Source organism: Streptomyces sp. NPDC054794, from assembly GCF_053611585.1.
The window spans coordinates 74,860-97,037 of record NZ_JBSHAQ010000001.1; the positions used below are offsets into that span (position 1 = coordinate 74,860).

The 22,178-nt window shown below is 72.4% G+C and carries 19 protein-coding genes and 1 pseudogene; 15 read left to right on the forward strand and 5 right to left on the reverse strand.

Features of this window, described 5'->3' with window-relative positions; genetic code table 11:
* Window positions 1-62: 62 nt before the first annotated feature.
* From ACWGKT_RS00350 to ACWGKT_RS00370, 5 genes and pseudogenes are all read left to right on the forward strand, one after another.
* A pseudogene (locus ACWGKT_RS00350) lies at window positions 63-361 on the forward strand (hypothetical protein); the annotation flags it as partial.
* Window positions 362-525: 164 nt separating this feature from the next.
* A complete protein-coding gene (locus tag ACWGKT_RS00355) occupies window positions 526-831 on the forward strand; it encodes a hypothetical protein (RefSeq protein ID WP_453271832.1) in 306 nt (101 codons plus the stop codon).
* A 458-nt stretch (window positions 832-1,289) separates the two neighbouring features.
* Window positions 1,290-1,709 carry an aspartate 1-decarboxylase gene (gene panD, locus ACWGKT_RS00360; RefSeq protein ID WP_453271833.1) on the forward strand — a complete coding sequence of 140 codons (420 nt, stop codon included), beginning with the start codon at window positions 1,290-1,292 and terminating at the stop codon, window positions 1,707-1,709.
* 28 nt (window positions 1,710-1,737) lie between these two features.
* Window positions 1,738-2,082: a GNAT family N-acetyltransferase gene (locus ACWGKT_RS00365; RefSeq protein WP_453271834.1), complete on the forward strand. Its 345-nt coding sequence runs from the start codon at window positions 1,738-1,740 to the stop codon at window positions 2,080-2,082.
* Window positions 2,083-2,131: 49 nt separating this feature from the next.
* A complete protein-coding gene (locus ACWGKT_RS00370) occupies window positions 2,132-2,776 on the forward strand; it encodes an aspartate/glutamate racemase family protein (RefSeq protein WP_453271835.1) in 645 nt (214 codons plus the stop codon).
* 444 nt (window positions 2,777-3,220) lie between these two features.
* On the opposite strand, the gene gndA is transcribed toward ACWGKT_RS00370, so the two are convergent.
* Window positions 3,221-4,660: an NADP-dependent phosphogluconate dehydrogenase gene (gene gndA, locus ACWGKT_RS00375; RefSeq protein WP_235456767.1), complete on the reverse strand. Its 1,440-nt coding sequence runs from the start codon at window positions 4,658-4,660 to the stop codon at window positions 3,221-3,223.
* Between the two features lie 321 nt (window positions 4,661-4,981).
* Between gndA and ACWGKT_RS00380 the strand changes: the two genes are divergently transcribed.
* The gene (locus ACWGKT_RS00380; protein ID WP_453271836.1) at window positions 4,982-6,229 is read left to right on the forward strand and encodes a transglycosylase family protein; all 1,248 of its coding nucleotides are present in this window, start codon (window positions 4,982-4,984) and stop codon (window positions 6,227-6,229) included.
* Here the strand turns inward: ACWGKT_RS00380 and ACWGKT_RS00385 are convergent.
* Window positions 6,219-7,364: a DMT family transporter gene (locus tag ACWGKT_RS00385; RefSeq protein WP_453271837.1), complete on the reverse strand. Its 1,146-nt coding sequence runs from the start codon at window positions 7,362-7,364 to the stop codon at window positions 6,219-6,221. The genes ACWGKT_RS00380 and ACWGKT_RS00385 overlap by 11 nt on opposite strands.
* A gap of 228 nt (window positions 7,365-7,592) precedes the next feature.
* On the opposite strand from ACWGKT_RS00385, the gene ACWGKT_RS00390 reads away from it, so the two are divergent.
* The 6 genes from ACWGKT_RS00390 to ACWGKT_RS00415 all read left to right on the forward strand — a co-directional run bounded on the left by ACWGKT_RS00390 (window position 7,593) and on the right by ACWGKT_RS00415 (window position 17,435).
* Window positions 7,593-8,333 carry a (2Fe-2S)-binding protein gene (locus tag ACWGKT_RS00390; protein ID WP_453271838.1) on the forward strand — a complete coding sequence of 247 codons (741 nt, stop codon included), beginning with the start codon at window positions 7,593-7,595 and terminating at the stop codon, window positions 8,331-8,333.
* Window positions 8,334-8,371: 38 nt separating this feature from the next.
* A complete protein-coding gene (glgA, locus tag ACWGKT_RS00395) occupies window positions 8,372-9,532 on the forward strand; it encodes a glycogen synthase (protein ID WP_356150372.1) in 1,161 nt (386 codons plus the stop codon).
* 51 nt (window positions 9,533-9,583) lie between these two features.
* The gene (gene glgC / locus ACWGKT_RS00400; protein ID WP_356150374.1) at window positions 9,584-10,804 is read left to right on the forward strand and encodes a glucose-1-phosphate adenylyltransferase; all 1,221 of its coding nucleotides are present in this window, start codon (window positions 9,584-9,586) and stop codon (window positions 10,802-10,804) included.
* Window positions 10,805-11,959: 1,155 nt separating this feature from the next.
* Window positions 11,960-14,281 (forward strand): GH92 family glycosyl hydrolase, encoded by a 2,322-nt coding sequence (locus ACWGKT_RS00405; RefSeq protein WP_453271839.1) that lies wholly within the window; start codon window positions 11,960-11,962, stop codon window positions 14,279-14,281.
* Window positions 14,282-14,427: 146 nt separating this feature from the next.
* Window positions 14,428-15,771: a wax ester/triacylglycerol synthase family O-acyltransferase gene (locus tag ACWGKT_RS00410; protein WP_356150454.1), complete on the forward strand. Its 1,344-nt coding sequence runs from the start codon at window positions 14,428-14,430 to the stop codon at window positions 15,769-15,771.
* 170 nt (window positions 15,772-15,941) lie between these two features.
* Complete coding sequence (locus ACWGKT_RS00415) at window positions 15,942-17,435, forward strand: SDR family NAD(P)-dependent oxidoreductase (protein WP_453271840.1); 1,494 nt, start codon at window positions 15,942-15,944, stop codon at window positions 17,433-17,435.
* Here ACWGKT_RS00415 and ACWGKT_RS00420 read toward each other — a convergent pair.
* Together ACWGKT_RS00420 and ACWGKT_RS00425 are read right to left on the reverse strand one after the other, a co-directional pair.
* Complete coding sequence (locus ACWGKT_RS00420; RefSeq protein WP_453271841.1) at window positions 17,414-18,262, reverse strand: SDR family oxidoreductase; 849 nt, start codon at window positions 18,260-18,262, stop codon at window positions 17,414-17,416. The two genes, ACWGKT_RS00415 and ACWGKT_RS00420, sit on opposite strands and share 22 nt — an antisense overlap.
* 25 nt (window positions 18,263-18,287) lie before the next feature.
* A complete protein-coding gene (locus ACWGKT_RS00425; protein ID WP_453271842.1) occupies window positions 18,288-18,692 on the reverse strand; it encodes an HD domain-containing protein in 405 nt (134 codons plus the stop codon).
* Between the two features lie 448 nt (window positions 18,693-19,140).
* Between ACWGKT_RS00425 and ACWGKT_RS00430 the strand changes: the two genes are divergently transcribed.
* The 3 genes from ACWGKT_RS00430 to ACWGKT_RS00440 are packed head-to-tail and all read left to right on the forward strand — an operon-like array spanning window position 19,141 to window position 20,494.
* Window positions 19,141-19,314, forward strand: a complete 174-nt coding sequence (locus ACWGKT_RS00430) for a hypothetical protein (RefSeq protein WP_110633937.1) — start codon at window positions 19,141-19,143, stop codon at window positions 19,312-19,314.
* A gap of 56 nt (window positions 19,315-19,370) precedes the next feature.
* On the forward strand, window positions 19,371-19,877 hold the full coding sequence (locus tag ACWGKT_RS00435; protein ID WP_453271843.1) for an N-acetyltransferase family protein: 507 nt from the start codon (window positions 19,371-19,373) through the stop codon (window positions 19,875-19,877).
* Window positions 19,874-20,494, forward strand: coding sequence for a hypothetical protein (locus ACWGKT_RS00440; protein ID WP_453271844.1), 621 nt, complete (start codon window positions 19,874-19,876; stop codon window positions 20,492-20,494). Before ACWGKT_RS00435 ends, ACWGKT_RS00440 begins: the two co-directional genes overlap by 4 nt.
* Here the strand turns inward: ACWGKT_RS00440 and ACWGKT_RS00445 are convergent.
* Window positions 20,485-21,837, reverse strand: a complete 1,353-nt coding sequence (locus ACWGKT_RS00445) for an amidase (RefSeq protein ID WP_453271845.1) — start codon at window positions 21,835-21,837, stop codon at window positions 20,485-20,487. The genes ACWGKT_RS00440 and ACWGKT_RS00445 overlap by 10 nt on opposite strands.
* Between the last annotated feature and the right edge of the window lie 341 nt (window positions 21,838-22,178).

Genomic DNA, 22,178 nt, shown 5'->3' on the forward strand with positions numbered 1-22,178 from the left:
GACGGCACGCAGCATCGAGCGTGCCTGCGATCGCCTGGCCGCCCAGTTCGACGTTCGTCGAGTTCGGCATCGGTCTGGCCGCCGCGGTCGCCCTGGACGCCTTCATCCTGCGCACCATCCTGGACCCGCGGGCATGCACCTGATCGGCAAGGCCAACTGGTGACTCCCGGCATGGCTGGGCCGCCGGATGCCCCACCTCTCGTCCGACCCGCCGGACGAGCCGCTTCCGGCCCTGACGCCGGACGGTTCGACCCCGCAGCCCGAGCCGTCCGTTCCTGAGGGGCGCCCCGAAGTCGACAGCACAGATCACGAGAGTCGATTGCTCATGCCGGGTCGCTTTCGCCACGGCTGCAACGGATAGACGCGTGGAAGCGGCGGCGGGGGCGCGGGTGGCCCGACCGCTGGCTGCTTGTTGGGCCGTGACCGGGTCCCCCGGGCCGCCTGCCCCTGGGAACCCTCCTGCGCAAGGTTCCGGGCACGGAGCAGGAACCGGAGTGGCTTCGCGATCTACGGCACCAGCACGGCGTGGGCGCCGACGCCGTGGACGCGCTCGATCGGTTCCACGAGTTGAAGACGACCTATGGATCTGAGCAGGACATGGTGACCCTCACTGCCAAGGAATGCGAACGGGCGGCCTCGGGAGCCGAGTTCTTCCTCGTCGTGGTATCCGGACTCGCGGCAGACTCCGATCCTGTCCTGCGTCTCGTCCCCGATCCGCTGCACCAACTGCGCATCCGCTCCAACGGAAACGTCACGCTCAGACCGGGATCAAACAGTCCGGAAAGCCTCATCGTCGAATTCGGCGCAAGGGAGGGGCCGGATCCTTCTTGACTTTCCGCCCGGGGGTACAGCCCTCGCCCGTCACGGACTCCAGGTAGCCGAGCGGGAGGCGCAAGACCGTGGCCTTGCCGGCGTTCGCCAGTTCGGTGCCCTGGCACTTCCGGGACCGGGCCGAGGGCGTCGGTGCTCAGTCACCGCTCGTGTCCTTTGGTCTTGTTGCCGGCGATGACGGGCATGAGTGATGCGGTACCGGAATGTGCCTGATGTTCCGTCAGGCAAGTCAGCATCTGATCAGCATCAGTCCCCGGACATTCCGAGACGGGTGTGTGTACAGACGCTTGGTCGGCGGCGGCACAACAGCCTGGTTCGCACGGAAGCGCAGGCAGGGAGCCTTCTCGCCAGAGCGAAGCGATGTTCCTTACATTCTTCGAGTCCGACGTGCCCTGTAGAGTGAAGGCCGCCCTTGACCTGCACAAAGCAGGCAGGGAGCCGTCTTCCAGGAGTCCAAAGTGCTGCGTACTCTGTTCAAGTCCAAGATCCACCGAGCCACCGTCACCCAGGCCGACCTGCACTACGTGGGATCGGTGACCATCGACGCCGATCTGCTCGACGCCGCCGACCTGCTGCCCGGTGAGCTCGTCCACATCGTCGACATCACCAACGGCGCCCGTCTGGAGACGTACGTCATCGAGGGCGAGCGGGGCTCCGGCGTCGTCGGGATCAACGGCGCGGCCGCCCACCTCGTCCACCCCGGCGACCTCGTGATCATCATCAGTTACGCTCAAGTGACCGACGCCGAGGCGCGGGCGCTCCGGCCGCGGGTGGTGCACGTCGACCGTGACAACCGGATCGTGGACCTCGGCGCCGACCCGTCCGAGCCGGTACCGGGCTCGGACCAGGAACGCAGCCCGCAGGCCGTACCGGCCTGAGGGACCGACGGACGCCAGGAGCGTGCGCATGAGCGACATCGAGATCCGCGACGACCGGGCGGCGGGCCGCCTGGAGGCCGTCGGCGACGGCGAAGTCGTCGGCCGCATCGAGTACTTCGTCCTCGAGTCGCCCGGCCGCGCCCTGGTGCCCGTCCACACCATCGTCGAGCCGGCCCACGAGGGGAAGGGCATCGCCGGCTCCCTGGCCCGCGAGCTGTACGGCATCGCCGAGCGCGAGGGCGTCCCGGTGGCGCCGCTGTGCCCGTACGTCGTCAAGTGGGCCGCACGCCACCCCGACGAGGCCCCGACGGCCGGCCCCGAGCTGCTGCGCGCCGCCAAGGAGTGGCTGGTGGCGCACCCCGGCCGGTTCTGAGGACACCCGCGGGAATCCGAGGAGACTCCGGAAGGGAATCCGCACCGCGATGCTCGCCCTCCTGCACACCTCTCCCGTCCACGTCCCGGTCTTCGACGCCCTGCGCGACATGGACCATCAGGGCCTCGAACTACGGCACTTCGTCGACGAAGGCCTGCTGGACCGGGCGCGTCGGCACGGCCCCGAGTCGGTCGCGGGAGAGGTGAGCGCCGCCCTGGAACGGGCGGTCGCCGACGGGGCACGGGCCGTCCTGTGCACCTGCTCGACCATCGGCGGCGTCGCGGAGGCGGCCGCCGCCGGGGCCGGGGTGCCCGTACTGCGCGTCGACCGCCCGATGGCCGCCGCTGCCGTGGCGGCGGGCTCCCGCGTCGTCGTCCTCGCCACCGTGCGCAGCACGCTCGACCCGACGGTGGCCCTGGTCGAGGAGGAGGCCCGCCGGGCGGGCCGCGACGTCACCGTCCGCACCCTGCTCGTCGAGGAGGCCTGGCCCCGCTTCGAGGCCGGGGACCACGAGGGGTACGCGCGGCAGGTCGCGGCGGCCGCCGACGCGGTCACCGGCGCCGACGCGATCATCCTGGCCCAGGCCTCGATGACACCGGCCCGGCGCCTGACGCGGACCACGGTCCCGGTCCTGTCCAGCCCCCGCCCGGGCCTGGCGGCGGGCGCGGCCGCCGTGGCGGCGACCCAGGTGTGACGCCGGCGGGCGAGTGGCCGAAGCGGGGGTCGGGTAGGTGGTCGAGTAGGCGGGGGAACAGTCCAGAGGCGTCGAGCGACCGGGCGGAGGACATCATGACGAACCCCTATCCGGATCCCGTCGGCCCAGGTCCCACGCCAGGTCCGGACCCCCGCAACCCGGAGCCCGTCCCCAACCCGGTCCCGGACCCCGAGCCGCCCCCGACGCCCGAGCCGCTCCCGCCCCCGGAGCCGCTGCCCGGCCCGCCGACGCCGACCCCGCCCCCGGAGCCCTCGCCGTCACCGATCCCGCCCGGCCCGGAGCCGGTACCGAGCCCGGAACCGGGGCCACCGCTCACCTGAACCCGGGTGCGGCCACATCCCGGCAGGCCCGGGCGCGGCCACCCACACCCGGGCCTGCCGGGCCACCCGGGGGCATCCACCGCCCCCGGGCGACCGGCGGCGACTAGGCCGTGACCTCCGAGCGGTCCCCGCCCCACAGCGTGTGGAAGGACCCGTCCCGGTCCACGCGCCGGTAGGTGTGCGCACCGAAGAAGTCCCGCTGGCCCTGGGTGAGCGCAGCGGGCAGCCGCTCGGCACGCAGGGCGTCGTAGTAGGCGAGCGCAGCGGCGAAGCCGGGCGTCGGCACGCCCTGCCGGGTCGCCGCGATCAGCACCTCGCGCCAGTCGTCCTGCGCCGCCGCGATCTCCTGCGCGAACGTCTCGTCGGACAGCAGGCTCGGCAGGTCCGCGCGGGCGTCGTACGCGGCGCGGATGCGGTCCAGGAAGGCCGCGCGGATGATGCAGCCGCCGCGCCAGATGGCGGAGACCGCGCCGAGGTCGATGTTCCAGTCGTACTCGTCGCTGCCGGCGGCGATCTCGTGGAAGCCCTGCGTGTACGACACGATCTTCGAGGCGTACAGCGCCTGCTCCACGCGGTCGGCGAAGGCGGCCGCCTCCGACTCGCTCAGCGGGGCGGGCTTCGGCCCGGCCAGGCCCCGCGAGGCCTCCCGCAGCGCCGCGTGGCCGGACAGGGAGCGGGCGAACACCGCCTCCGCGATGCCCGACACCGGGACGCCGAGGTCGAGGGCGATCTGGACGGTCCAGCGGCCGGTGCCCTTCTGCTCGGCCTGGTCCACCACCACGTCCACGAACGGCTTGCCCGTGGCCGCGTCCACGTGCGACAGCACCTCGGCGGTGATCTCGATCAGGTAGGAGTCGAGCCGGCCCGTGTTCCAGGTGCGGAAGATGTCCGCGATCTGCGCGGGGGAGTACCCGGCCACATCGCGCAGCAACTGGTACGCCTCGCCGATCAGCTGCATGTCGGCGTACTCGATGCCGTTGTGCACCATCTTCACGAAGTGACCGGCGCCGTCCGGGCCGACGTGCGTGACACACGGGGCGCCGTCCGCGGCCTTGGCGGAGATCTTCTCCAGCATCGGGCCGAGCGAGTCGTAGGACTCCTTCGGGCCGCCGGGCATGATGCTCGGCCCGTGCAGGGCGCCCTCCTCGCCGCCGGAGACGCCCATGCCGACGAAGTGGATGCCCTGTTCGCGCAGCGCCTTCTCCCGGCGGCGGGTGTCCGCGAAGTGCGCGTTGCCACCGTCGATGATCATGTCGCCGGGCTCCAGGAGCGGGGCGAACTCCTCGATCACGGCGTCGGTCGGACCGCCCGCCTTGACCATGATGACGAGCCGGCGCGGTCGCTCCAGCGCCGCCACGAACTCCTTGGCGGTCTCGGCCGCGATGAAGTCGCCCTCGTTCCCGAACTCCTCCACCAGCGCGTGCGTCCGCGACGACGTCCGGTTGTGCACCGCGACCGTGTAGCCGTTGCGGGCGAAGTTCCGGGCGAGGTTACGGCCCATGACCGCGAGACCCGTGACGCCGATCTGCGCTGAAGTGCTCATACCGCCTGCTCCTCAGGGATCCCAGCGGATCCCGTAGATCCTGCACAGTAGATGCTGCGAAAAGGTGGTGCCGGTAGTGCTGAGTATTGCCGTACTGCCGCTGCGACCATCCTGACGTGCCGGTACGGCGAGCGCACATCCGACCCGCCAGGCTTGATTACGCACGGAAGACCCCCCACGCCTCAGCCGCTTCGGGTGATCCGGCCAACGAGGGCCGATTCCTGGCCACTTGTGGTGTCCGGGCGACCGATTGCCGTCTTGTCATGGCCTGTTCGCAGCGCTTACTTTTGCCCCTCCTGACGCATGTCGAGGGGGCTTTCCATGGCCGCAAGCGGCCGGCACCGCCGGTACCAGCCGAACAGGATCAACCGCGCCTCGCTCACCGTCACGGCGGGCGGCGCCGGCATCGCGATCCCGCTGGTCGCCGCCGGGACCGCCGACGCGGCCGACGCGGCCACCTGGAACAAGGTCGCCGCCTGCGAGTCGAGCGGCAACTGGAGCGTCAACACCGGCAACGGCTACTACGGCGGACTCCAGTTCACCCAGTCCACCTGGGAGGCCTACGGCGGCACCAGGTACGCCCCGCGCGCGGACCTGGCCACCCGGGACCAGCAGATCGCCGTCGCCGAGAAGGTGCTCGACGGGCAGGGACCCGGTGCCTGGCCGGTGTGTTCGGTGCGCGCCGGGCTCACCGCGGGCGGCGACACCCCCGGCCTGCACACCGAGAGCACCGCCACGCGCCCCGCCACGCACACGGCCGCGCGTCCGGCCAAGAGCTCCGTACGGGACGTACAACCGCAGAGCACGCCGCAGTCGCGGGCGGGCCGGGCGGAGATGTACACCGTCGTGCACGGCGACACGCTCTCCGGCATCGCCCAGGACGAGCACGTCCAGGGCGGCTGGCAGCGGCTGTACGCCGGCAATCGCACGACGGTCGGGCCGGACCCCGACCTGATCCTGCCGGGGCAGCGGCTGAACCTGCGGGGCGGGGCCGCCCCGGCGGCCGACACGCACGCCCCGGCCGCGCCCTCGAAGTCCCCGAAGACCCCGAAGTCCTCGACGACGAAGCCGAGGACGGCGGAGCAGCCCAAGAAGGCCCACAAGCCCTCGCCCGGGACCCACACGACCTCCACGCACCACACCCACGCGCCGTCGACGAGCGGCCACTCCATGGTCGCTCCGGTGCACGCCGCCCTGGGCACCCCGTACCGGGTGGCGGGGTCGCACTGGTCGAAGGGCTACCACACCGGGGTCGACTTCCCGGTGCCCACCGGCACCTCCGTCAAGGCCGTCGCGGCCGGCCACGTGGTCGCCGCCGGCTGGGGCGGCTCCTTCGGGTACCAGGTGGTCGTCCGGCACGCCGACGGCCGCTACACCCAGTACGCCCACCTGTCGGCCATCTCCGTGCGGGCCGGGCAGAGCGTCGCGGCGGGGCAACGGCTCGGCCGCTCGGGGTCGACCGGAAACGCCACGGGCCCGCATCTGCACTTCGAGGTGCGGACGGGGCCCGGTTTCGGCACGGACATCGACCCGGTGGCGTACCTCCGGGCCGGCGGCGTCAGGATTTGACCCGAGTACGACGCCGGTCCAGGACGGGGAGCGGCACGTACAGCCCGGTGTAGAAGGCGTTGTAGGGGGCCTGGAGGCCGTAGACGTACGCCGGGTCGGGAACCTCCTCGCGGGCCGTCTCCGGCTCCGGGGCGACCCGCTGGTGGGGCAGGGTGACGAGCGCCTCCCCGACCGGCTCCCCGGCCCGTACCGGGACCGCGACGGTGGTTGCCGCGGGCTCGGCGAGGGCGACCTCCTGCGGGATGGTGGTCCCGGCGATCCCGGTCCCGGTCTCGGGCAGCGCCTGCGTCCCGGTCGTCTCCGAGGTGCTCTGCAGCCGCTCCGTGGTCAGCAGGATCAGACCGCCCGCCGCCACCACACCGCAGCTCAGCGCGAGCGCGGTGCCCGTGGAACCGTAGCGGAAGGTCTCGCCGAACATGGTGATGCCGACCGCGGCGGCCAGCACCGGGTTCACCACCGTCAGTGTGGCGAGCGGCGAGGCCAGGCCGCCGCCCCGGTAGGAGGCCTGTGACAGCAGCACGCCGGCGACCGCGAACACGCCGATCACGGCCAGGGACGGCACCTCGGTGAGCGAGACGCCGCCGGTCCAGTCGACCGCGACGGTCTTGGTGAACACCGAGGACATGCCGAAGGCTATGCCGGACGCGGTGGCGAGCAGGACGCTGCGCACCGCCGGGTGCCGGTGCGCGGCCCGGCCGGCGAGCATCAGTGCCACGACCGCGCCGCCGGTGACCAGTGCCACGGCCACGCGCTGCGCCGGATCGAGGGAGTGCCCGTCGGCGGTGCCGACCAGCGACAGCAGGCCGGCCAGGCCGACCGTCGCCATGATCGCGCCCCGCCAGGCGGTCGCCCCGGCCTTGCGGCCGACGAAGAGGGCCGCCATGGGCAGCGCGAACACGATCGTCAGGGCGCCCAGCGGCTGCACCAGGCTGAGCGGGCCGTAGGCCAGCGCCACCACGTGCAGGAGTCCACCGAGCCCGTTCAGCGCCACCGCCGCCCACCAGCTCGGCCTGCGCAGCGGCGCGTACTGCCCGTCGGGGGAGGACACCGCGACCTGCTCCTGCACGATCGCACCGCCCGCGTACGCCACGGCGGAGACGAACGACAGCACCACGGACAACGCGAGGGCACTCATGAGCTGCTCCTCTGCGTGAGGCCGGGGCCCTGGGCCCGGCGCGGCGAACGGTCGGCTTCCATGGTGAACACTCTGCCCGGTCCTGCTCTTCCCGTCGTCGTACCTGAGCAGGCATTGGGTCCTACTGCCGATGGAGTATCCCCGTGCCTCGCTCATCCCCAGGGTGGGCGACGTCGGGTTGAGACCCACTAAAGAGGGCCTTGTGCGGAGCTGGTACTACTCGACCTCGTGGACCTCGACCCCGATCTCGCCGCCCTCCGCGCACTCGGCGGATTCTTCGTCCTACGGACGGCAGAAGACAGCGCCCGCGGCCGGATTCCGACCCTGGCGGAAAGCTATGGACAAGCCAAGTCGGATGTTTACGGGAGTCCGCTGACTTTCCGTGTCGAGGTGGTCGGACAGCGTCTGCGCACCAGGGAGCCGCGGGTCGCGGCGTCCATCGCCCACCAAGGGCTCGCGGCCCGGCTGTGGTCGGTGGCCCTCGGCTGCGCCGCCCTCCACGGCCGGCTGCCCGACCTCGACCCGGGCCTGCTGCGCTGGGACGCGGCAGCCGCCGCCCCCGACGACCTGTGGCTGACCGAGGTGCGCCCGCTGCCCGGCGACGCCGCCGGCCTCACGGCCGCCGTGCTGGACGGCCACCTGCGGCCCCTGGGGGAGGCGTTGCGGGCCCGCTACGGCGTCGCCACGGGGCTGCTGTGGGGCAACGCGGGCTCGGCGCTGGCCGGAGCGGCCCGCGAACTGGACCGGTGGGCGCGGGCCGCCGGCCGCACCGACGTGGCCGACCGCGCCCGCACCCTCACCGCCGAACTGTTCGAACACCCCTTGCTGAGCGCGACCGGCACCCTCACCGGCACCTCGTTCCGGCGCCGCAGCTGCTGCCTCTACTACCGCGTGCCCGGCGGCGGCCTGTGCGGCGACTGTTGCTTCACACGGCCGCCGCGCTCTTCCCCGGGCGCCGCATCTGGGTGACCATGAGAGAACCGGCCGCTGAGACCAGGGGGTTACGGGTGCGAGTGGGACTGCTGAGCCGGGAGTACCCCCCGGACGTGTACGGCGGCGCGGGCGTCCATGTCGAGTTCCTGGCACGGGAATTGGGGTCGCTGGTCGATCTGGAGGTGCACTGCTGGGGCGAGGGCCGCGGCGTCGGCGTCGTACGCCACCGCCCCTGGTCCGCCCTCGACACCGCCAACGACGCGCTGCGCACCTTCTCCGTGGACCTCGCCATCGCCGCCGCGCTCGAAGGCCGCGAACTCGTCCACTCCCACACCTGGTACGCCAACCTCGCCGGTCATGTCGCCAAGCTCCTGTACGGCGTCCCGCACGTCATGACCGCCCACTCCCTGGAACCGCTGCGCCCCTGGAAGGCCGAGCAACTGGGCGGCGGATACGCCCTGTCCGGCTGGGCCGAGCGCACCGCGATCGAGGCCGCCGACGCGGTGATCGCCGTCTCGGGCGCCATGCGCGAGGACATCCTCGGCTGCTACCCGGCCCTGGATCCGGCCCGCGTGCACGTCGTCCACAACGGCATCGACACCACGCTCTACCGGCCGGACCGCAGAACCGACGTCCTCGGCCGTGTCGGCCTCGACGCGTCCCGTCCCTACGTCCTGTTCGTCGGCCGTATCACCCGGCAGAAGGGCGTGCCCCATCTGCTGCGCGCGGTACGGGACATCGACCCGGCCGCGCAGGTCGTGCTGTGCGCGGGCGCGCCCGACACCCCCGAGCTCGACCAGGAGTTCCGCGACCTGTTCCGGGAATTGAGCCGCGTCCGCGAGGGCGTGCACTGGATCCCGCAGATGCTCCCGCGCGCGGACGTCATCCAACTCCTCACGCACGCTGCCGTGTTCGTCTGTCCCTCGGTGTACGAGCCGCTCGGCATCGTGAACCTGGAGGCGATGGCCTGCGGCACACCCGTCGTGGCCTCCCGGGTCGGCGGGATCCCGGAGGTCGTCGAGGACGGCAGGACAGGCCTCCTGGTGACGGTGGACGAGGACGACGACGTCTTCGAGGCGGACCTCGCACGGGCCCTGGACACCGTCCTCGGGGACCGGGAGACGGCCCGGCGGATGGGCGAGGCCGGACGGGAGCGCGCGAGGGGCGAGTTCGGCTGGGACACGGTGGCGCGGCGCACGGTGCGGCTGTACGAGGAGATCCTCAAGCAGGCTTAGTCCGCGGCGGTCCCGGGCAGTGTTGGGGCAACCAGGGTGAGGGGAGCGACCATGCGTCGTGGTGGACCTTCAGTTCTCGGAATCGTGCTGGCGGGCGGGGAGGGCAAGCGGCTGATGCCGCTGACCGCGGACCGGGCCAAACCGGCGGTCACCTTCGGCGGCACCTATCGTCTCGTCGACTTCGTCCTGTCCAACCTCGTCAACGCCGACGTGCTGCGCATCTGTGTGCTGACCCAGTACAAGTCGCACTCGCTGGACCGGCACATCACCACTACGTGGCGGATGTCCAGTCTGCTCGGCAACTACATCACTCCGGTGCCGGCGCAGCAGCGGCTCGGACCGCGCTGGTATCTGGGCAGCGCCGACGCGATCCTGCAGTCCCTCAATCTCGTCCACGACGAACAGCCCGACTACGTCGCGGTGTTCGGCGCCGACCACGTGTACCGCATGAACCCCCGGCAGATGCTCAAGCAGCACATCGACGGCGGCGCGGGCGTGACGGTGGCCGGCATCCGGGTGCCGCGCTCGGAGTCCTCGGCCTTCGGCGTGATCACCGCCGGCTCGGACGGGCAGACCGTCGAGCGCTTCCTGGAGAAGCCCGCCGACCCGCCCGGTCTGCCGGACGCGCCCGACTGCGTCTTCGCCTCCATGGGCAACTACATCTTCACCACCAAGGCCCTGATCGAGGCGCTGCACCGGGACGCCGAGGACGAGTCCTCCGTGCACGACATGGGCGGCTCGATCCTGCCCCAGCTCACCGGCCGGGGGGAGGCGCAGCTCTACGACTTCGGCGACAACCACGTTCCCGGCGAGACCACCCGCGACCAGGGCTACTGGCGGGACGTGGGCACGCTCGACGCCTACTACGACGCCCACATGGACCTGATCGCCGAGCGCCCCGCCTTCAACCTCTTCAACCGCAGCTGGCCCATCTACACCCACCAGGGCCAGCTCTCACCGGCCCGCTTCAACGCCGGCGGCATCGCGAGCGAGTCCATCATCAGCGCGGGCTGCCTGATCCGCGGCCAGGTCACCCGCTCGGTACTGTCCCCCGGCGTGGTCGTCGACCCGGGCGCCGTCGTCCAGGGCTCGGTCCTCCACGACAACGTCCACATCGGCCGCGGCGCGGTCGTCCGGGGCGCGGTCCTCGACAAGAACGTCGACGTACCGCCCGGCGCGACCATCGGCGTCAACCCGGTCCGGGACACGGAGCTGTACACGGTCTCGAAGGGCGGCGTGATCGCGCTCGGGAAGGGGCAGCGGGTTTCTTAGGGTTCAGGGGAGGGGCGGTGCGTCTCCTGGCCGTTGAGGGGGCGGGGCGGTGCCCTCCTGGGCCTCGAAGGGGAGAGGCGGGGCATTCCCCGGGCGTTGAGGGGGAGAGGCGGCGCATCTCCCGGGTGCTGGCGGGGAGGGGCGCCGGACCGAAGAGGCGGCGATGCCGTCTGCCGGAGGACGCCGACCCGGCCCATGTGCCTCCGCCTCGCCATCGCTACTGCGTCGATGTGACTTCGCTCCGGCACCGCTGGCGCGGCCTGCGTGCCTCAGCCTTGACTTTGCCACCGCGGCCCATGTGCCCGCTGCACGACACCCGTGCTGCAAGGAGGGGGGTGCGGCAGGCGCGTTGGGCATGTCGCCGTCGCCGCCGGCGCTGACGCGGCGGGGATGGCGTCTGCCCGAAGGGGACTGTGTGTCCTGCTGGCCGCCGCCTGGATACGGCGGCTTCGGTCGATGTGCGTTCGCATCGCGACCGCTGCTGCGGCCTGTGTGCCTCTGCCTCGCCATTGCCGTCGCGGCCCGTGTGCTCGCTGGGCGACACCGGTGCCGCGAGGGGAGGTGCGGCGGGCGCGTGGGGCATGCCGCCTCCGCCGATCGCGTCGGCCCGACCCGCGCGCCTTCGGCTCAACGCCGCCGCTGCGGCTTGGGTTCCGTCGGCTCGACGCCGTCGCTGCGTGCTGTCGGTGCGTCGGGCATGTCGCCGTCGCCGATGTCGCCGACGCGGCGGAGATGCTGTCTTCCCGAAGGGCTCCGTGTGTCCTGCTGGCCGCCGCCTGGTCACGGGGCGGCTTCGGTCGATGTGCGTTCGCATCGCGACCGCTGTTGCGGCCTTCCTGCCTTCGCTCGACGCCGCTGGTACAGCCCGCGTGCTCAGCCTCGCCAACGCCGCTGAGCCGATGCGACTGCACCTTGACGACACAACCCCGGCCTGACCGCACCCGCCGGCGTGACCCACCTGCCTGCGCCCCTCCACTGCTGGCGCACCCCGCATGACACCCCTGCCCCGGAGGCCCCGCGAACCTCGTACGCCTGTCCGCAGGCCGTGAGTTCGGGTGCGACGCGTTTACTGTGATGTGGTCCGGATGCCCGGGTTCTAGATCCTCGGCCCTCACGATGCAGACAGCGATGTCGAACCATCGGAGGTCATCCGACATGAGACGGACCCGGCGTACGAGTCTGTGCCTGGCCGGGGTGATGACAGCGTCCGCGCTGCTCGCCGCCCCCGGCGTACGGGCGGCCGAGCCGACCGACGGTCACCTCACCGACCTGGTCAACCCGTTCATCGGGTCCCAGAACGAGGGCAACACCTTCCCCGGCGCGGCCGTGCCCTTCGGCATGGTGCAGCTCTCGCCGGACACCGGGCACAGCACCGGCTACGACTACGCGCAGCACCGCATCCGGGGCTTCTCCCTGGTCCACCTCTCGGGCGTCGGCTGCCGGATCGGCGGCGATCTGCCGGTCCTGCCCACCACCGGGGACGTCACACAGACGGACTACGCCGCCTACGCGGCCGAGTTCAGCCACGACGACGAGGAGGCGAGGCCCGGCTACTACCGCGTGGGCCTCGCCTCCGGCATCCGCGCCGAACTGACCGCGACGCCGCGCACCGGCGTGCAGCGCTACACCTTCCCGGCCACCGAGAAGGCCAACGTCCTGCTCAACGCGGGCCAGTCGCTGCACAAGAAGGTGTCGAGCCAGGTCGAGATCCTCGACGACCGCACCGTACGCACCACCATCACCGGCCGTGGCTTCTGCCGGAACACCCTGCCGTACACCGTGCACACGATCACCCGCTTCGACCGGCCGTTCACCGCGTACGGCACCTGGAACGGCGCCACCCTCACCCCCGGCTCGCGGACCGGCGGCGACGGCGCCTACGTCCGCTTCGACACCACCCGCGACCGCACCGTCACGGCGACCACGGCGCTGTCCTACGTCGACCGGTCGGGCGCGGCCGTCAACCTTCGTGCGGAGGGCGGCCGTTCGTTCGACGCCGTCCGCGAGGCGGCCCGCCGGGCCTGGGAGCAACGCCTGCGCACCGTCCGTGTGGCGGGCGGCGACGAGACCCGCCGGCGCACCTTCTACTCGTCCCTGTACCGCTCGTTCCTGGCCCCCAACGTGGGCAGCGACGCGGACGGGCGCTACCGGGGCTGGGACCTGCGGGTCCACCGCGCGCTGGGCTTCACGTACTACCAGAACTGGTCCCTGTGGGACACCTACCGCACCCAGGCCCAGCTCCTCTCCCTGCTCGCTCCCCGCGAGGCCCGCGACATGGCGCTGTCCGTGGTGCGGATCGCCGAGGAGGGCGGCTGGCTGCCCAAGTGGGGCTACGCCACGGCCGAGACGAACATCATGACCGGCGACCCGGTGACCCCGTTCCTGACCACCGCGTACCAACAGGGCCTGCTGCACGGGTTCGAGGAGCGGGCCTACCGGGTGCTGCGGCAGAACGCCGACGGCGTGCCGCCGGCCGGCCTCGCGATGGCCGGCCGGGAGGCCAACGCGGAGTACATCGCGGCCGGTTTCGCCCCGTACGTCAAGGGCCGCCCGCAGACGAAGCTCGGCGACTCGGACTACCACCAGGGTGGTTCGGTCACCCTGGAGTACGCGTTGTCGGACGCGATGCTGGCCCAGATGGCCCGCGGCCTCGGCCACCGCGACGACGCCGCCCGCTACGCGGCCCGCGCACGGAACTACCGCAACGTCTTCGACCCGACGACCGGCTTCTTCCGCGCCCGCGACGCGTCCGGCGCCTTCGCCGGACCGGCCGACCCGGCCCGCAGCGTGGGCTTCCACGAGGGCACCGCCTGGCAGTACCAGTGGCTGGTGCCGCAGGACCTGCCCGGACTGATCGGCCTGATCGGTGGCGCACGCGCGACGAACGACCGCCTCGACGCGTTCTTCGCCTACGACCGGCTGCTCGCCGACCCCGAGCGCACCGCCCGCGAGGTGTGGGTGCACGGCAACGCGTACGACTACTACAACGCGGACAAGTACAACCCACAGAACGAGCCCGACCTCATCGCCCCGTACACCTATCTGTCGACGGGGCAGCCCTGGAAGACCACGGACGTGGTGCACGCCGCGCTGACGCTCTTCACGGACACCCCGACGGGCATGACCGGGAACGACGACCTGGGCACCATGTCCGCCTGGAACGTGCTGTCGTCGATCGGTCTGTTCCCCGTCCAGCCCGGCTACGGCACCTGGGGTCTGTCCACGCCCGTCTTCGACCGCGTCGACCTCGTCCTGGACCGCCGGTACTGGCCGAGCGGGGGCCTGACGGTGACCGCGCCCGGCACCTCGGACGCCGAGCGCTACGTCCAGTCGGTCCGCACGGACCGAGCGCCGTACGAGCGGACGTATCTGACGACGCGTAGGCTCCGCACCCTGCGCTCGCTCGCCTTCACGGTCGGGCCGCGCCCGTCCGAGTGGGGTACGTCACCGAAGGCGGCGCCACCGGTGCTGAAGTGACCTCACGTGCCTCATACGTCCCACCCTTCTCCCGAAGGGTGGGGACTTAATCTGCTGTTAACTGAGCGTAGCTTGAACGTACTTGACCGTAATCGCTTCGCAGAGGTTGACTGCTGACCCACCCACCGTCGATGCGAGGCAAGCCCTTGACTTCCGACCTGCTCGCTCCCCTCGACCTGGCGTTCTGGAACATCGAGTCCGAGGGGCACCCGATGCACCTCGGCGCGCTCGGCGTGTTCTCCGCGCACTCGCCGACCGCCGGCGCCCACGCCGCCGACCTGCTCGCCGCCCGGGCCGCCGCCGTGCCCGGCCTGCGGATGCGCATCCGCGACGTGTGGCAGCCGATCGGCTCCCCGCTGGCGCTCCCGCTCGCCTTCGGCGGCGCGACCCGCGAGGCCGATCCGGACTTCGACCCGATGAACCACGTACGGCTGCACGCCCCGACCGCCGACTTCCACGCTGTCGCGGGCGGGCTCATGGAACGCCCCCTCGGGCGTGGCCGGCCGCCTTGGGAGGCGCACGTGCTGCCCGGCGAGGACGGCGTGTCCTTCGCCGTGCTCTTCAAGTTCCACCACGCGCTCGCCGACGGCCTGCGCGCGCTCAAGCTCGCCGCCGGCGTCCTGGACCCGGTCGACCTGCCCCGGCGCGCCCCCCGCGCCGTCGAGCCCCCGCGCGGTCCGCTGCCCGACGTGCGCAAGCTGCCCGGCCTGCTGCGGGGCGCCCTGTCCGACGCGGGCCGGGCCCTCGACATCGGCGCCTCCGTCGCCCTGTCCACCCTGGGCGTACGGTCCTCCGCGGCGCTGACCTCCGAGCCCACCGGCACCCGGAGCACCGCCGGGGTCGTCCTCGACCTCGACGACGTGCACCGCGTCCGCAAGGCCGTGGGCGGCACCGTCAACGACGTCCTGATCGCCGTCGTCGCCGGTGCCCTGCGCCGCTGGCTCGACGAGCGCGGCGACGGCAGCGAGGGCGTGACGCCCCGCGCCCTGATCCCCGTCTCCAAGCGCCGCCCGCGCAGCGCCCACCCGCAGGGCAACCGGCTCTCCGGCTACCTGATACGGCTTCCCGTCGGCGACCCCGACCCTCTTGGGCGCCTCGGTACGGTCCGCACGGCGATGGACCGCAACAAGGACGCCGGGCCCAACCGGGGCGCCGGTGCCGTCGCCCTGCTCGCCGACCACGTGCCCGCGCTCGGCCACCGGCTCGGCGGACCGCTGATGAGCCAGGCCGCCCGGCTCTGGTTCGACATCCTGGTCACCAGCGTGCCCCTGCCCGGCCTCGGCCTGAAGCTGGGCGGCCACCCGCTCACCGAGGTGTATCCGTTCGCGCCGCTCGCCCGCGGCCAGTCCCTGGCGGTGGCGATCTCGACGTACCGCGGCCGGGTGCACTACGGCCTCGTCGCCGACGCGCGGGCCGTGCCGGACCTCGACGTGCTGGCGCGGGCCGTGACCGCCGAGCTGGAGACGTTGATCGCGGCCTGCGAGTCCTGATCGCGTGTTCCCCGGCTCGCCGTCCCCCGGCTCGTCCGCCCCCGGAGCGCGCCCGCCGGCGTCCAGTGCGCGGGCGGGTTTGGCGGCACGGCCGGACGCTCCGTAAAATTCCCCGTTCGAAAGCGGACGCGAGTCGGAGCGCCGCGGGTGACCAGGGAAACGGCAGCGCGATGACGGTGACACAGGACGGCCCGATGGCCGAGGACGAGGCGGTCTACGGCCCCGGCATCGATCCGGAGCGCCTGGCCGTCTGCCTCGGCGTGCTCGAAGAGCTCGACGAGCTGGAGGTCGACCACCCCGACGCCATCGCGGTGCGCCGGGCCACGGCCGGCATCTACCGCACGGTCAAGCAGCGCCGCCGCCAGGAGCGCCGGGCCGCCAAGACCGCCCACGACAAGGCGGTCACGGAGGCCACTGCGACCGGCTCCGCCCAGCGCATCGACGACGAGACCGAGGGCATCCTGCCGTCGTCGATCACCGAGGCGGGCCGGATCGCGGGGATACTCCAGCGCCCCCGCTCCTGCTACACCTGCAAGGCCCGCTACGTCGAGGTCGACTACTTCTACCACCAGCTCTGTCCGGACTGCGCCCGGACGAACCGGGGCAAGCGCGACGCCCGGGCCGACCTGACCGGCAAGCGCGCCCTGCTCACCGGCGGTCGTGCCAAGATCGGCATGTACATCGCCCTGCGCCTGCTGCGCGACGGCGCGCACACGACCATCACCACCCGCTTCCCCAAGGACGCCATCCGCCGGTTCAAGGCGATGGAGGACTCGGCGGACTGGATGCACCGGCTGGAGGTCGTCGGCATCGACCTGCGCGACCCGGCTCAGGCCGTGGCCCTGGCCGAGCAGGTGGCCGAGGCGGGCCCGCTGGACATCCTCATCAACAACGCGACGCAGACCGTGCGCCGGCTGCCCTCCGCGTACGCGGCCCTGGTCGAGGGCGAGAGTGCCCCGCTGCCCGCCGGGGAACTCCCCGCCCACCACGTCATCGGCGCCTTCGGCTCCGGCGCCGTCGACGGCATCGCCGCGCTGCCCCTCGGCACCAGCGGCCTGGACGCCCAGAAGGTGGCCGACCTCGCCCTCGTCGCGGGCAACGCCAGCGTCGCCCGGCACCTCGACGGCACCGCCATCGACGCGGGCGGCCTCGTCCCCGACGTCGTCGACACCAACACCTGGGTGCAGAGCATCGAGCAGATCTCCCCGGTGGAGCTCCTCGAAACGCAGCTGTGCAACTACACGGCTCCGTTCATCCTCATCAGCAAGCTGCGCCCGGCCATGGCCGAGGCCGCGAGGAAGGCGGCCCGCGGACGCTCGTACGTCGTCAACGTCTCGGCGATGGAAGGCGTCTTCGCACGCGGCTACAAGGGCGCCGGCCACCCGAACACCAACGCCGCCAAGGCCGCGATGAACATGGTGACGCGGACCAGCGCCCAGGAGATGTTCGAGACCGACGGCATCCTCATGACCTCGGTCGACACCGGCTGGATCACCGACGAGCGCCCCCACTACGACAAGCTGCGCCTCGCCGAGGCCGGCTTCCACGCCCCGCTCGACCTCGTGGACGGCGCGGCCCGCGTCTACGACCCCGTGGTGCGTGGCGAGGCGGGCGAGGACGTGTACGGCGTCTTCCTGAAGGACTACGAGCCGGGCCGGTGGTGACCCGCGCCGGGTGACCCGCGATCCGACCCGGTCCCGGGCACCCCGCGAAGTCTTTCGTGCACCGCGTACGGTCCCGCGCTGGACGCGGCCCGCACGCGGGTCCCGCCGTCCACCAGCAGGTCGGCGCCCGTCACCCAGTCCGCCGCGTCCGAAACCAGCCACAGTACGGCCCGCGCGACGTCCTCGGGCTCCCCGATCCGCCCCAGCGGCAGCCCGGCGGCCACCTCTTCCTCGCCGCGCTCCCACACGAACCGCGCCAGCTCGGTGCGGACGAGCCCGGGGGAGACGGAATTGACCCGCACCCGGGGCGCGAGCTCGCCCGCGAGCTGCCGGGTGAGATGGAGCAGCGCGGCCTTGCTGGTCCCGTAGGCCCCGACCCGCGGCCCCACGTGCTCGGCACCCTCGGTGCAGATGTTGACCACGGCCCCGCCGTGCTCGCGCATCCACCCCCGCCAGGCGCACTGCACCAGGCTGAGCGGCGCCTCCACATTGACGGCGAACGCCGCGCGCCAGGCCGCCGGATCCACGTCCATCAGCGGTCCGTACGGCTGGTTCGTCGCCGCGTTGTTGATCACCACGTCGATCCGCCCGAACTCGTGCAGGACCAGGTCGGTCACCCGCCGCGCATGATCGGCTTCGGCCACGCTGCCGGCCAGGCCGATCCCGCCCAGCTCGGCGGCCGCGCGCCGCACGTCGTCCGCGTCGCGTCCGGTCACGCACACCCGCGCCCCGGCCGCCGCGAGCGCCCCGGCGACGGCACGCCCGATCCCGCGCGTGCCCCCGGTGACGACGGCCGCCCTGCCCTCGATCCCGTACTGCGACGTCATCGCCGTACCGTCTCATGACGGACCGTCAGTCAACAGCCCTCAGTGGCGAGTTGCGGGCCGCCACCAGTTCCAGCACCGTGCGCCAGTCCTCCAGGATCCCGGCGTCGAAACCGACGGACCGGCCCTCCTCGTCCGCCTGGCGCAGCCGGACCAGGTCGTCGTCGGCGCGGCCGGCCGGCCCGCGCTGGTGGCGTACGAGGCGGGAGACCCGCTCGCCGAGCAGGGGGCGCACCGCCTCGGCGGCGCGGACCACCTGGCCTGCCTCGTCCCCCGGGCGCAGCATCCGGCCGATGTCGTGCACCAGCCCGGCCACCTGGAGCTCCTTGTCGGCGGGACGGCTGCGGCGCAGCAGGGCGGCGGTGCGGAGTGCGTGTTGGTGCGGGCAGGCGTACAACAGATCCATCAGCTCATCGACGCTGCGCAGCTCCATGCGTCAGTCCTCCCGCGAGACGGACGTTGCCCAAAGTCAGCAGATCATGGCGAGCTTTCGACTCGGCCAACGGCACTTGAACTGAGCTACGTGGCCGTCACTGTGAGACAACTGGGTGATTTTAAACTACCCATCATGTAACAAACAGTCGCAAAATGGTGCTGATGGAGCACGGCCCGGGGCCGGATAGTTACGTCTTGTTTGCAATCCCTATCGAGCGGACCCCCGCTCATTTGGTTAATCTGGAAGTCGACGGACAGCAGCACGGGGTTCCACCCACACCCACGGTCCGTCCCGGGACAAGCCGGATCATCACGGCCTGCTCTCACGAGTTACCGGCGCCACCGCGTCCGAACTGGCCTTCCATCCAGACCCGAGCGGGCGTGCGGCGCCGAAACGCAGACCGGCCGGTATGCCCGAGGGTTACCCGACACATAAGGAGTGCGCGGTGACACCGGAGAAGACGAATCGCGATCAGCGCCCCAAGGAACGCACGGAGCGCGCGGGCCGCCGGCCCGGAGAACTCGGCAGCCTGGACGTGTGGGCCCGGTCCGCCCCGATCCGCCTCGCGGGCTACGAGGACGACCTCGCCGAACCCCACATCCTGCCGAGCGTGGACTGACCCCCCGGGTCGGTCCGTCGCGATCGCCGTCGCATGGGCGTGCGAGACTCACGCCCATGCTGATCAGAGACGCCGTTGCCGAGGACTGGCCGCGGATCTGGCCGTTCTGGCACCGGATCGTCGCCGCCGCCGAGACGTACGCCTGGGACCCCGACACCTCCGAGGAGGCCGCCCGCGCCCTGTGGATGAGCCCGGCCAAGCGGGTCTACGTCGCCGAGGACGACACCGGCGCCGTGGTCGGCTCCGCCTACCTCGCCCCGAACTACGGCGGACCCGCCGCGGGCGTGGCGAACGCGGGCTTCATGGTCGACCCCGACCGCACCGGCCAGGGCATCGGCCGGGCCCTGGCCGAGCATGTCCTCACTGAGGCGAGCACCCACGGCTACCACTCGATGGTCTTCAACGCCGTGGTGGAGACGAACCCCGCGGTCGCCCTGTGGAAGTCCCTGGGCTTCACCGTCCTCGCGACGGTTCCCGACGCGTACGACCATCCCCGCCGCGGCAGGGTGGGGCTGCACATCATGTACAAGGCGCTCGACCGGCCGGAGGGCGCAGACGCGTGACGGCCGAGGAGTACAGCGCCGCCGACATCGAGATCATCGAGTTCGACGCACACGTGCGCCGGAGGCCGGCGATGTACTTCGACCTCCCGCGCGATCACCCCGGCCTGGCCACCCGGGTGCTGTGCCGGATCCTGACGCACGCCCTGCATCCGGCGCCCCGGCTGGCCCCGGACCACGCCCCACGGGTCCTGGCGGAGATCCACGGGGACCTCGCCTTCACCGTCACGGACGACCTGGCCGAAGCCCTGGACGCCTACCCGGGCCGACCGCGGCCCGGGTACTACGGCACGCTGCTCGGTCCCGACCGCTGGGTCGGCGGCGCGGCGGTGGCGCTCGGCACGTGGACCGTCGTCGAGGTGTGGCGGGACGGCCACGGCGTCCGGCAGGAACTCTCGGGGATCCGCCCGGCGCGAGAACTCCGGAGCTTCGACCCGCCCGCCGGGGCGGGCACGCGCGTCGCCCTCACGCTCGACCCCGCGTACTTCGCCCCGGGATCGGCGATCACCACCGACCTCGCCGGCCTCGACCTGCACGGCCCGTACTGCGAGGCGCCGCCCGGCCCGGGTTCCGTCACCGTCCGGGACCTGCGCGACGGGCGTGAGTTCCGCTACCGCTGATCCGCCAGGGGCGCCGTCCGCTGCCACGGGTGCAGCCGCTCCAGCTGCTCGGCCAGGGTGAGCAGGTCCTCCTCCGTGCCCGGGCGGCCGACCAGCTGTACGGCGCAGGGGGCGCCGGAGGGCAGGGTGCCGAAGGGGACCGCCATGGCGGGCCAGCCGGTGAGGTTCCACGGGGGCGTCATCGGCGAGTAGTTCGTGTTGACGAGGAGGTTGGGCAGCCAGCCCCGCTCGTGCCACGGGACGGCCTTGGGCGAGCGGCGGGCCAGGGCCGGGGTGAGCAGCACGTCGTGCTCGGCGAAGAAGGGCGTCAGCCGACGGCGCAGGCGCTCGCGCCGATCGCCGGTGCGGACGCCGGGCAGGAAGCGGCGGCCCACGGCCGCGTGGATCCGGGTCCGGCGGGCCAGCCGCGCCGGGTCCAGATCCGCCGCGTCCACCGCCGTGCCCGCCGTCCAGTGCTGGAGCGAGGTCACCCCCAGGGAGAGCGGGAACGGCGGATCCGCCCGCCGCACCTCGTGGCCGGCCCCGCCCAGCAGCCGGGCCGCCTCCTTGACCGCGTTCGTATACGGTCCGGAGACGGTGACGCCGACCAGCGGGCTGCGCAGCGAGACCGCGATCCGGCGCGGGGCGGGCTCGTCGGCACGGACGAACTCCGTGTCCGCCAGCACCGAGAGCACCAGGCGCAGATCCTCGACCGTGGTGGCCAGCGGCCCGTTCTCGGACATCCCGAACCAGTCGCCGTTGCCGATCCCCGCCGGCACCACCCCGTGCCCCGGCTTCAGGGTGACGAGGCCGCAGTTGGCCGCCGGGATGCGCAGCGAGCCCATGCCGTCGTTGCCGAGCGCGACCGGCACCAGGCCGGCGGCCACCGCGGCCGCGCTGCCGCCCGACGAACCGCCCGCCGTGCGCGAGGTGTCCCAGGGGTTGCGTGACGTGCCGTGCACGCCCTCCGTCGTGCCGAAGACGCACAGCTCGGGCACATTGGTCAGCCCCACGACCACCGCGCCCGCCGCCCGCAGCCGGGCCACCGTGACATGGTCCTCGTCGGCGGGCGTATCGGGGGTCGCCGCGGAGCCGATCCGGGTCGACTCGCCGCGTACGGCCAGGTTGTCCTTGACCGCCACGGGCACTCCGGCGAGGGGGAGTTCACCCAGGTCGGAGCGGGCCGCCACCTCGTCGGCCTCGTTCAGCGCCGCCTCCGTCCGGACCGCGCGGAACGCGCCGATCCGGCCGTCGAGCCGCTCGATCCGCGCGAGATGGTCGGCCACCACCTCGCGGGGCGTGGCCCGCTTCTCGCGTACGGCGGCGGCGATCTCGGCGGCGGTCCGGCCGACCCAGCTGGTCACGGGCGCTCCTAGGGGTACTCGTCAGTCCATGTACTCGTCGGTACGTAGGGAGAACTGTGCACGGTCGCACCCGCCGCGTCGAGAGGCTGCCGATCGGCCACCAGGTCATCCGATCAATCTCTCAACTGCCTTCTTCTGACGCCCCATTGACAGTGCTCCGAGCCCCGCCAATCATCAGACATCCGATGAATGGGAGCCGCTCATGAGTACGTACCCCAGACGCCAGGTCCTGGGTGCCGCGGCGGGTGTCGCCGCCTCGGCCGCCCTTCCGCTCACCGCGGCGACGAGCGCGCGGGCCGCCGACAGCGCCGGGGAGGGGGACGGGCCCTGGGCCCCCGTCC

Coding starts and splice junctions, on each gene's coding strand:
- ACWGKT_RS00365 (WP_453271834.1), top strand. CDS start 1,738: ATGAGCGACATCGAGATCCGCGACGACCGGGCGGCGGGCCGCCTGGAG.
- ACWGKT_RS00425 (WP_453271842.1), bottom strand. CDS start 18,692: ATGGAGCTGCGCAGCGTCGATGAGCTGATGGATCTGTTGTACGCCTGC.
- ACWGKT_RS00385 (WP_453271837.1), bottom strand. CDS start 7,364: ATGAGTGCCCTCGCGTTGTCCGTGGTGCTGTCGTTCGTCTCCGCCGTG.
- ACWGKT_RS00435 (WP_453271843.1), top strand. CDS start 19,371: ATGCTGATCAGAGACGCCGTTGCCGAGGACTGGCCGCGGATCTGGCCG.
- glgC (WP_356150374.1), top strand. CDS start 9,584: ATGCGTCGTGGTGGACCTTCAGTTCTCGGAATCGTGCTGGCGGGCGGG.
- ACWGKT_RS00380 (WP_453271836.1), top strand. CDS start 4,982: ATGGCCGCAAGCGGCCGGCACCGCCGGTACCAGCCGAACAGGATCAAC.
- ACWGKT_RS00370 (WP_453271835.1), top strand. CDS start 2,132: ATGCTCGCCCTCCTGCACACCTCTCCCGTCCACGTCCCGGTCTTCGAC.
- gndA (WP_235456767.1), bottom strand. CDS start 4,660: ATGAGCACTTCAGCGCAGATCGGCGTCACGGGTCTCGCGGTCATGGGC.
- ACWGKT_RS00415 (WP_453271840.1), top strand. CDS start 15,942: ATGACGGTGACACAGGACGGCCCGATGGCCGAGGACGAGGCGGTCTAC.
- ACWGKT_RS00405 (WP_453271839.1), top strand. CDS start 11,960: ATGAGACGGACCCGGCGTACGAGTCTGTGCCTGGCCGGGGTGATGACA.
- ACWGKT_RS00420 (WP_453271841.1), bottom strand. CDS start 18,262: ATGACGTCGCAGTACGGGATCGAGGGCAGGGCGGCCGTCGTCACCGGG.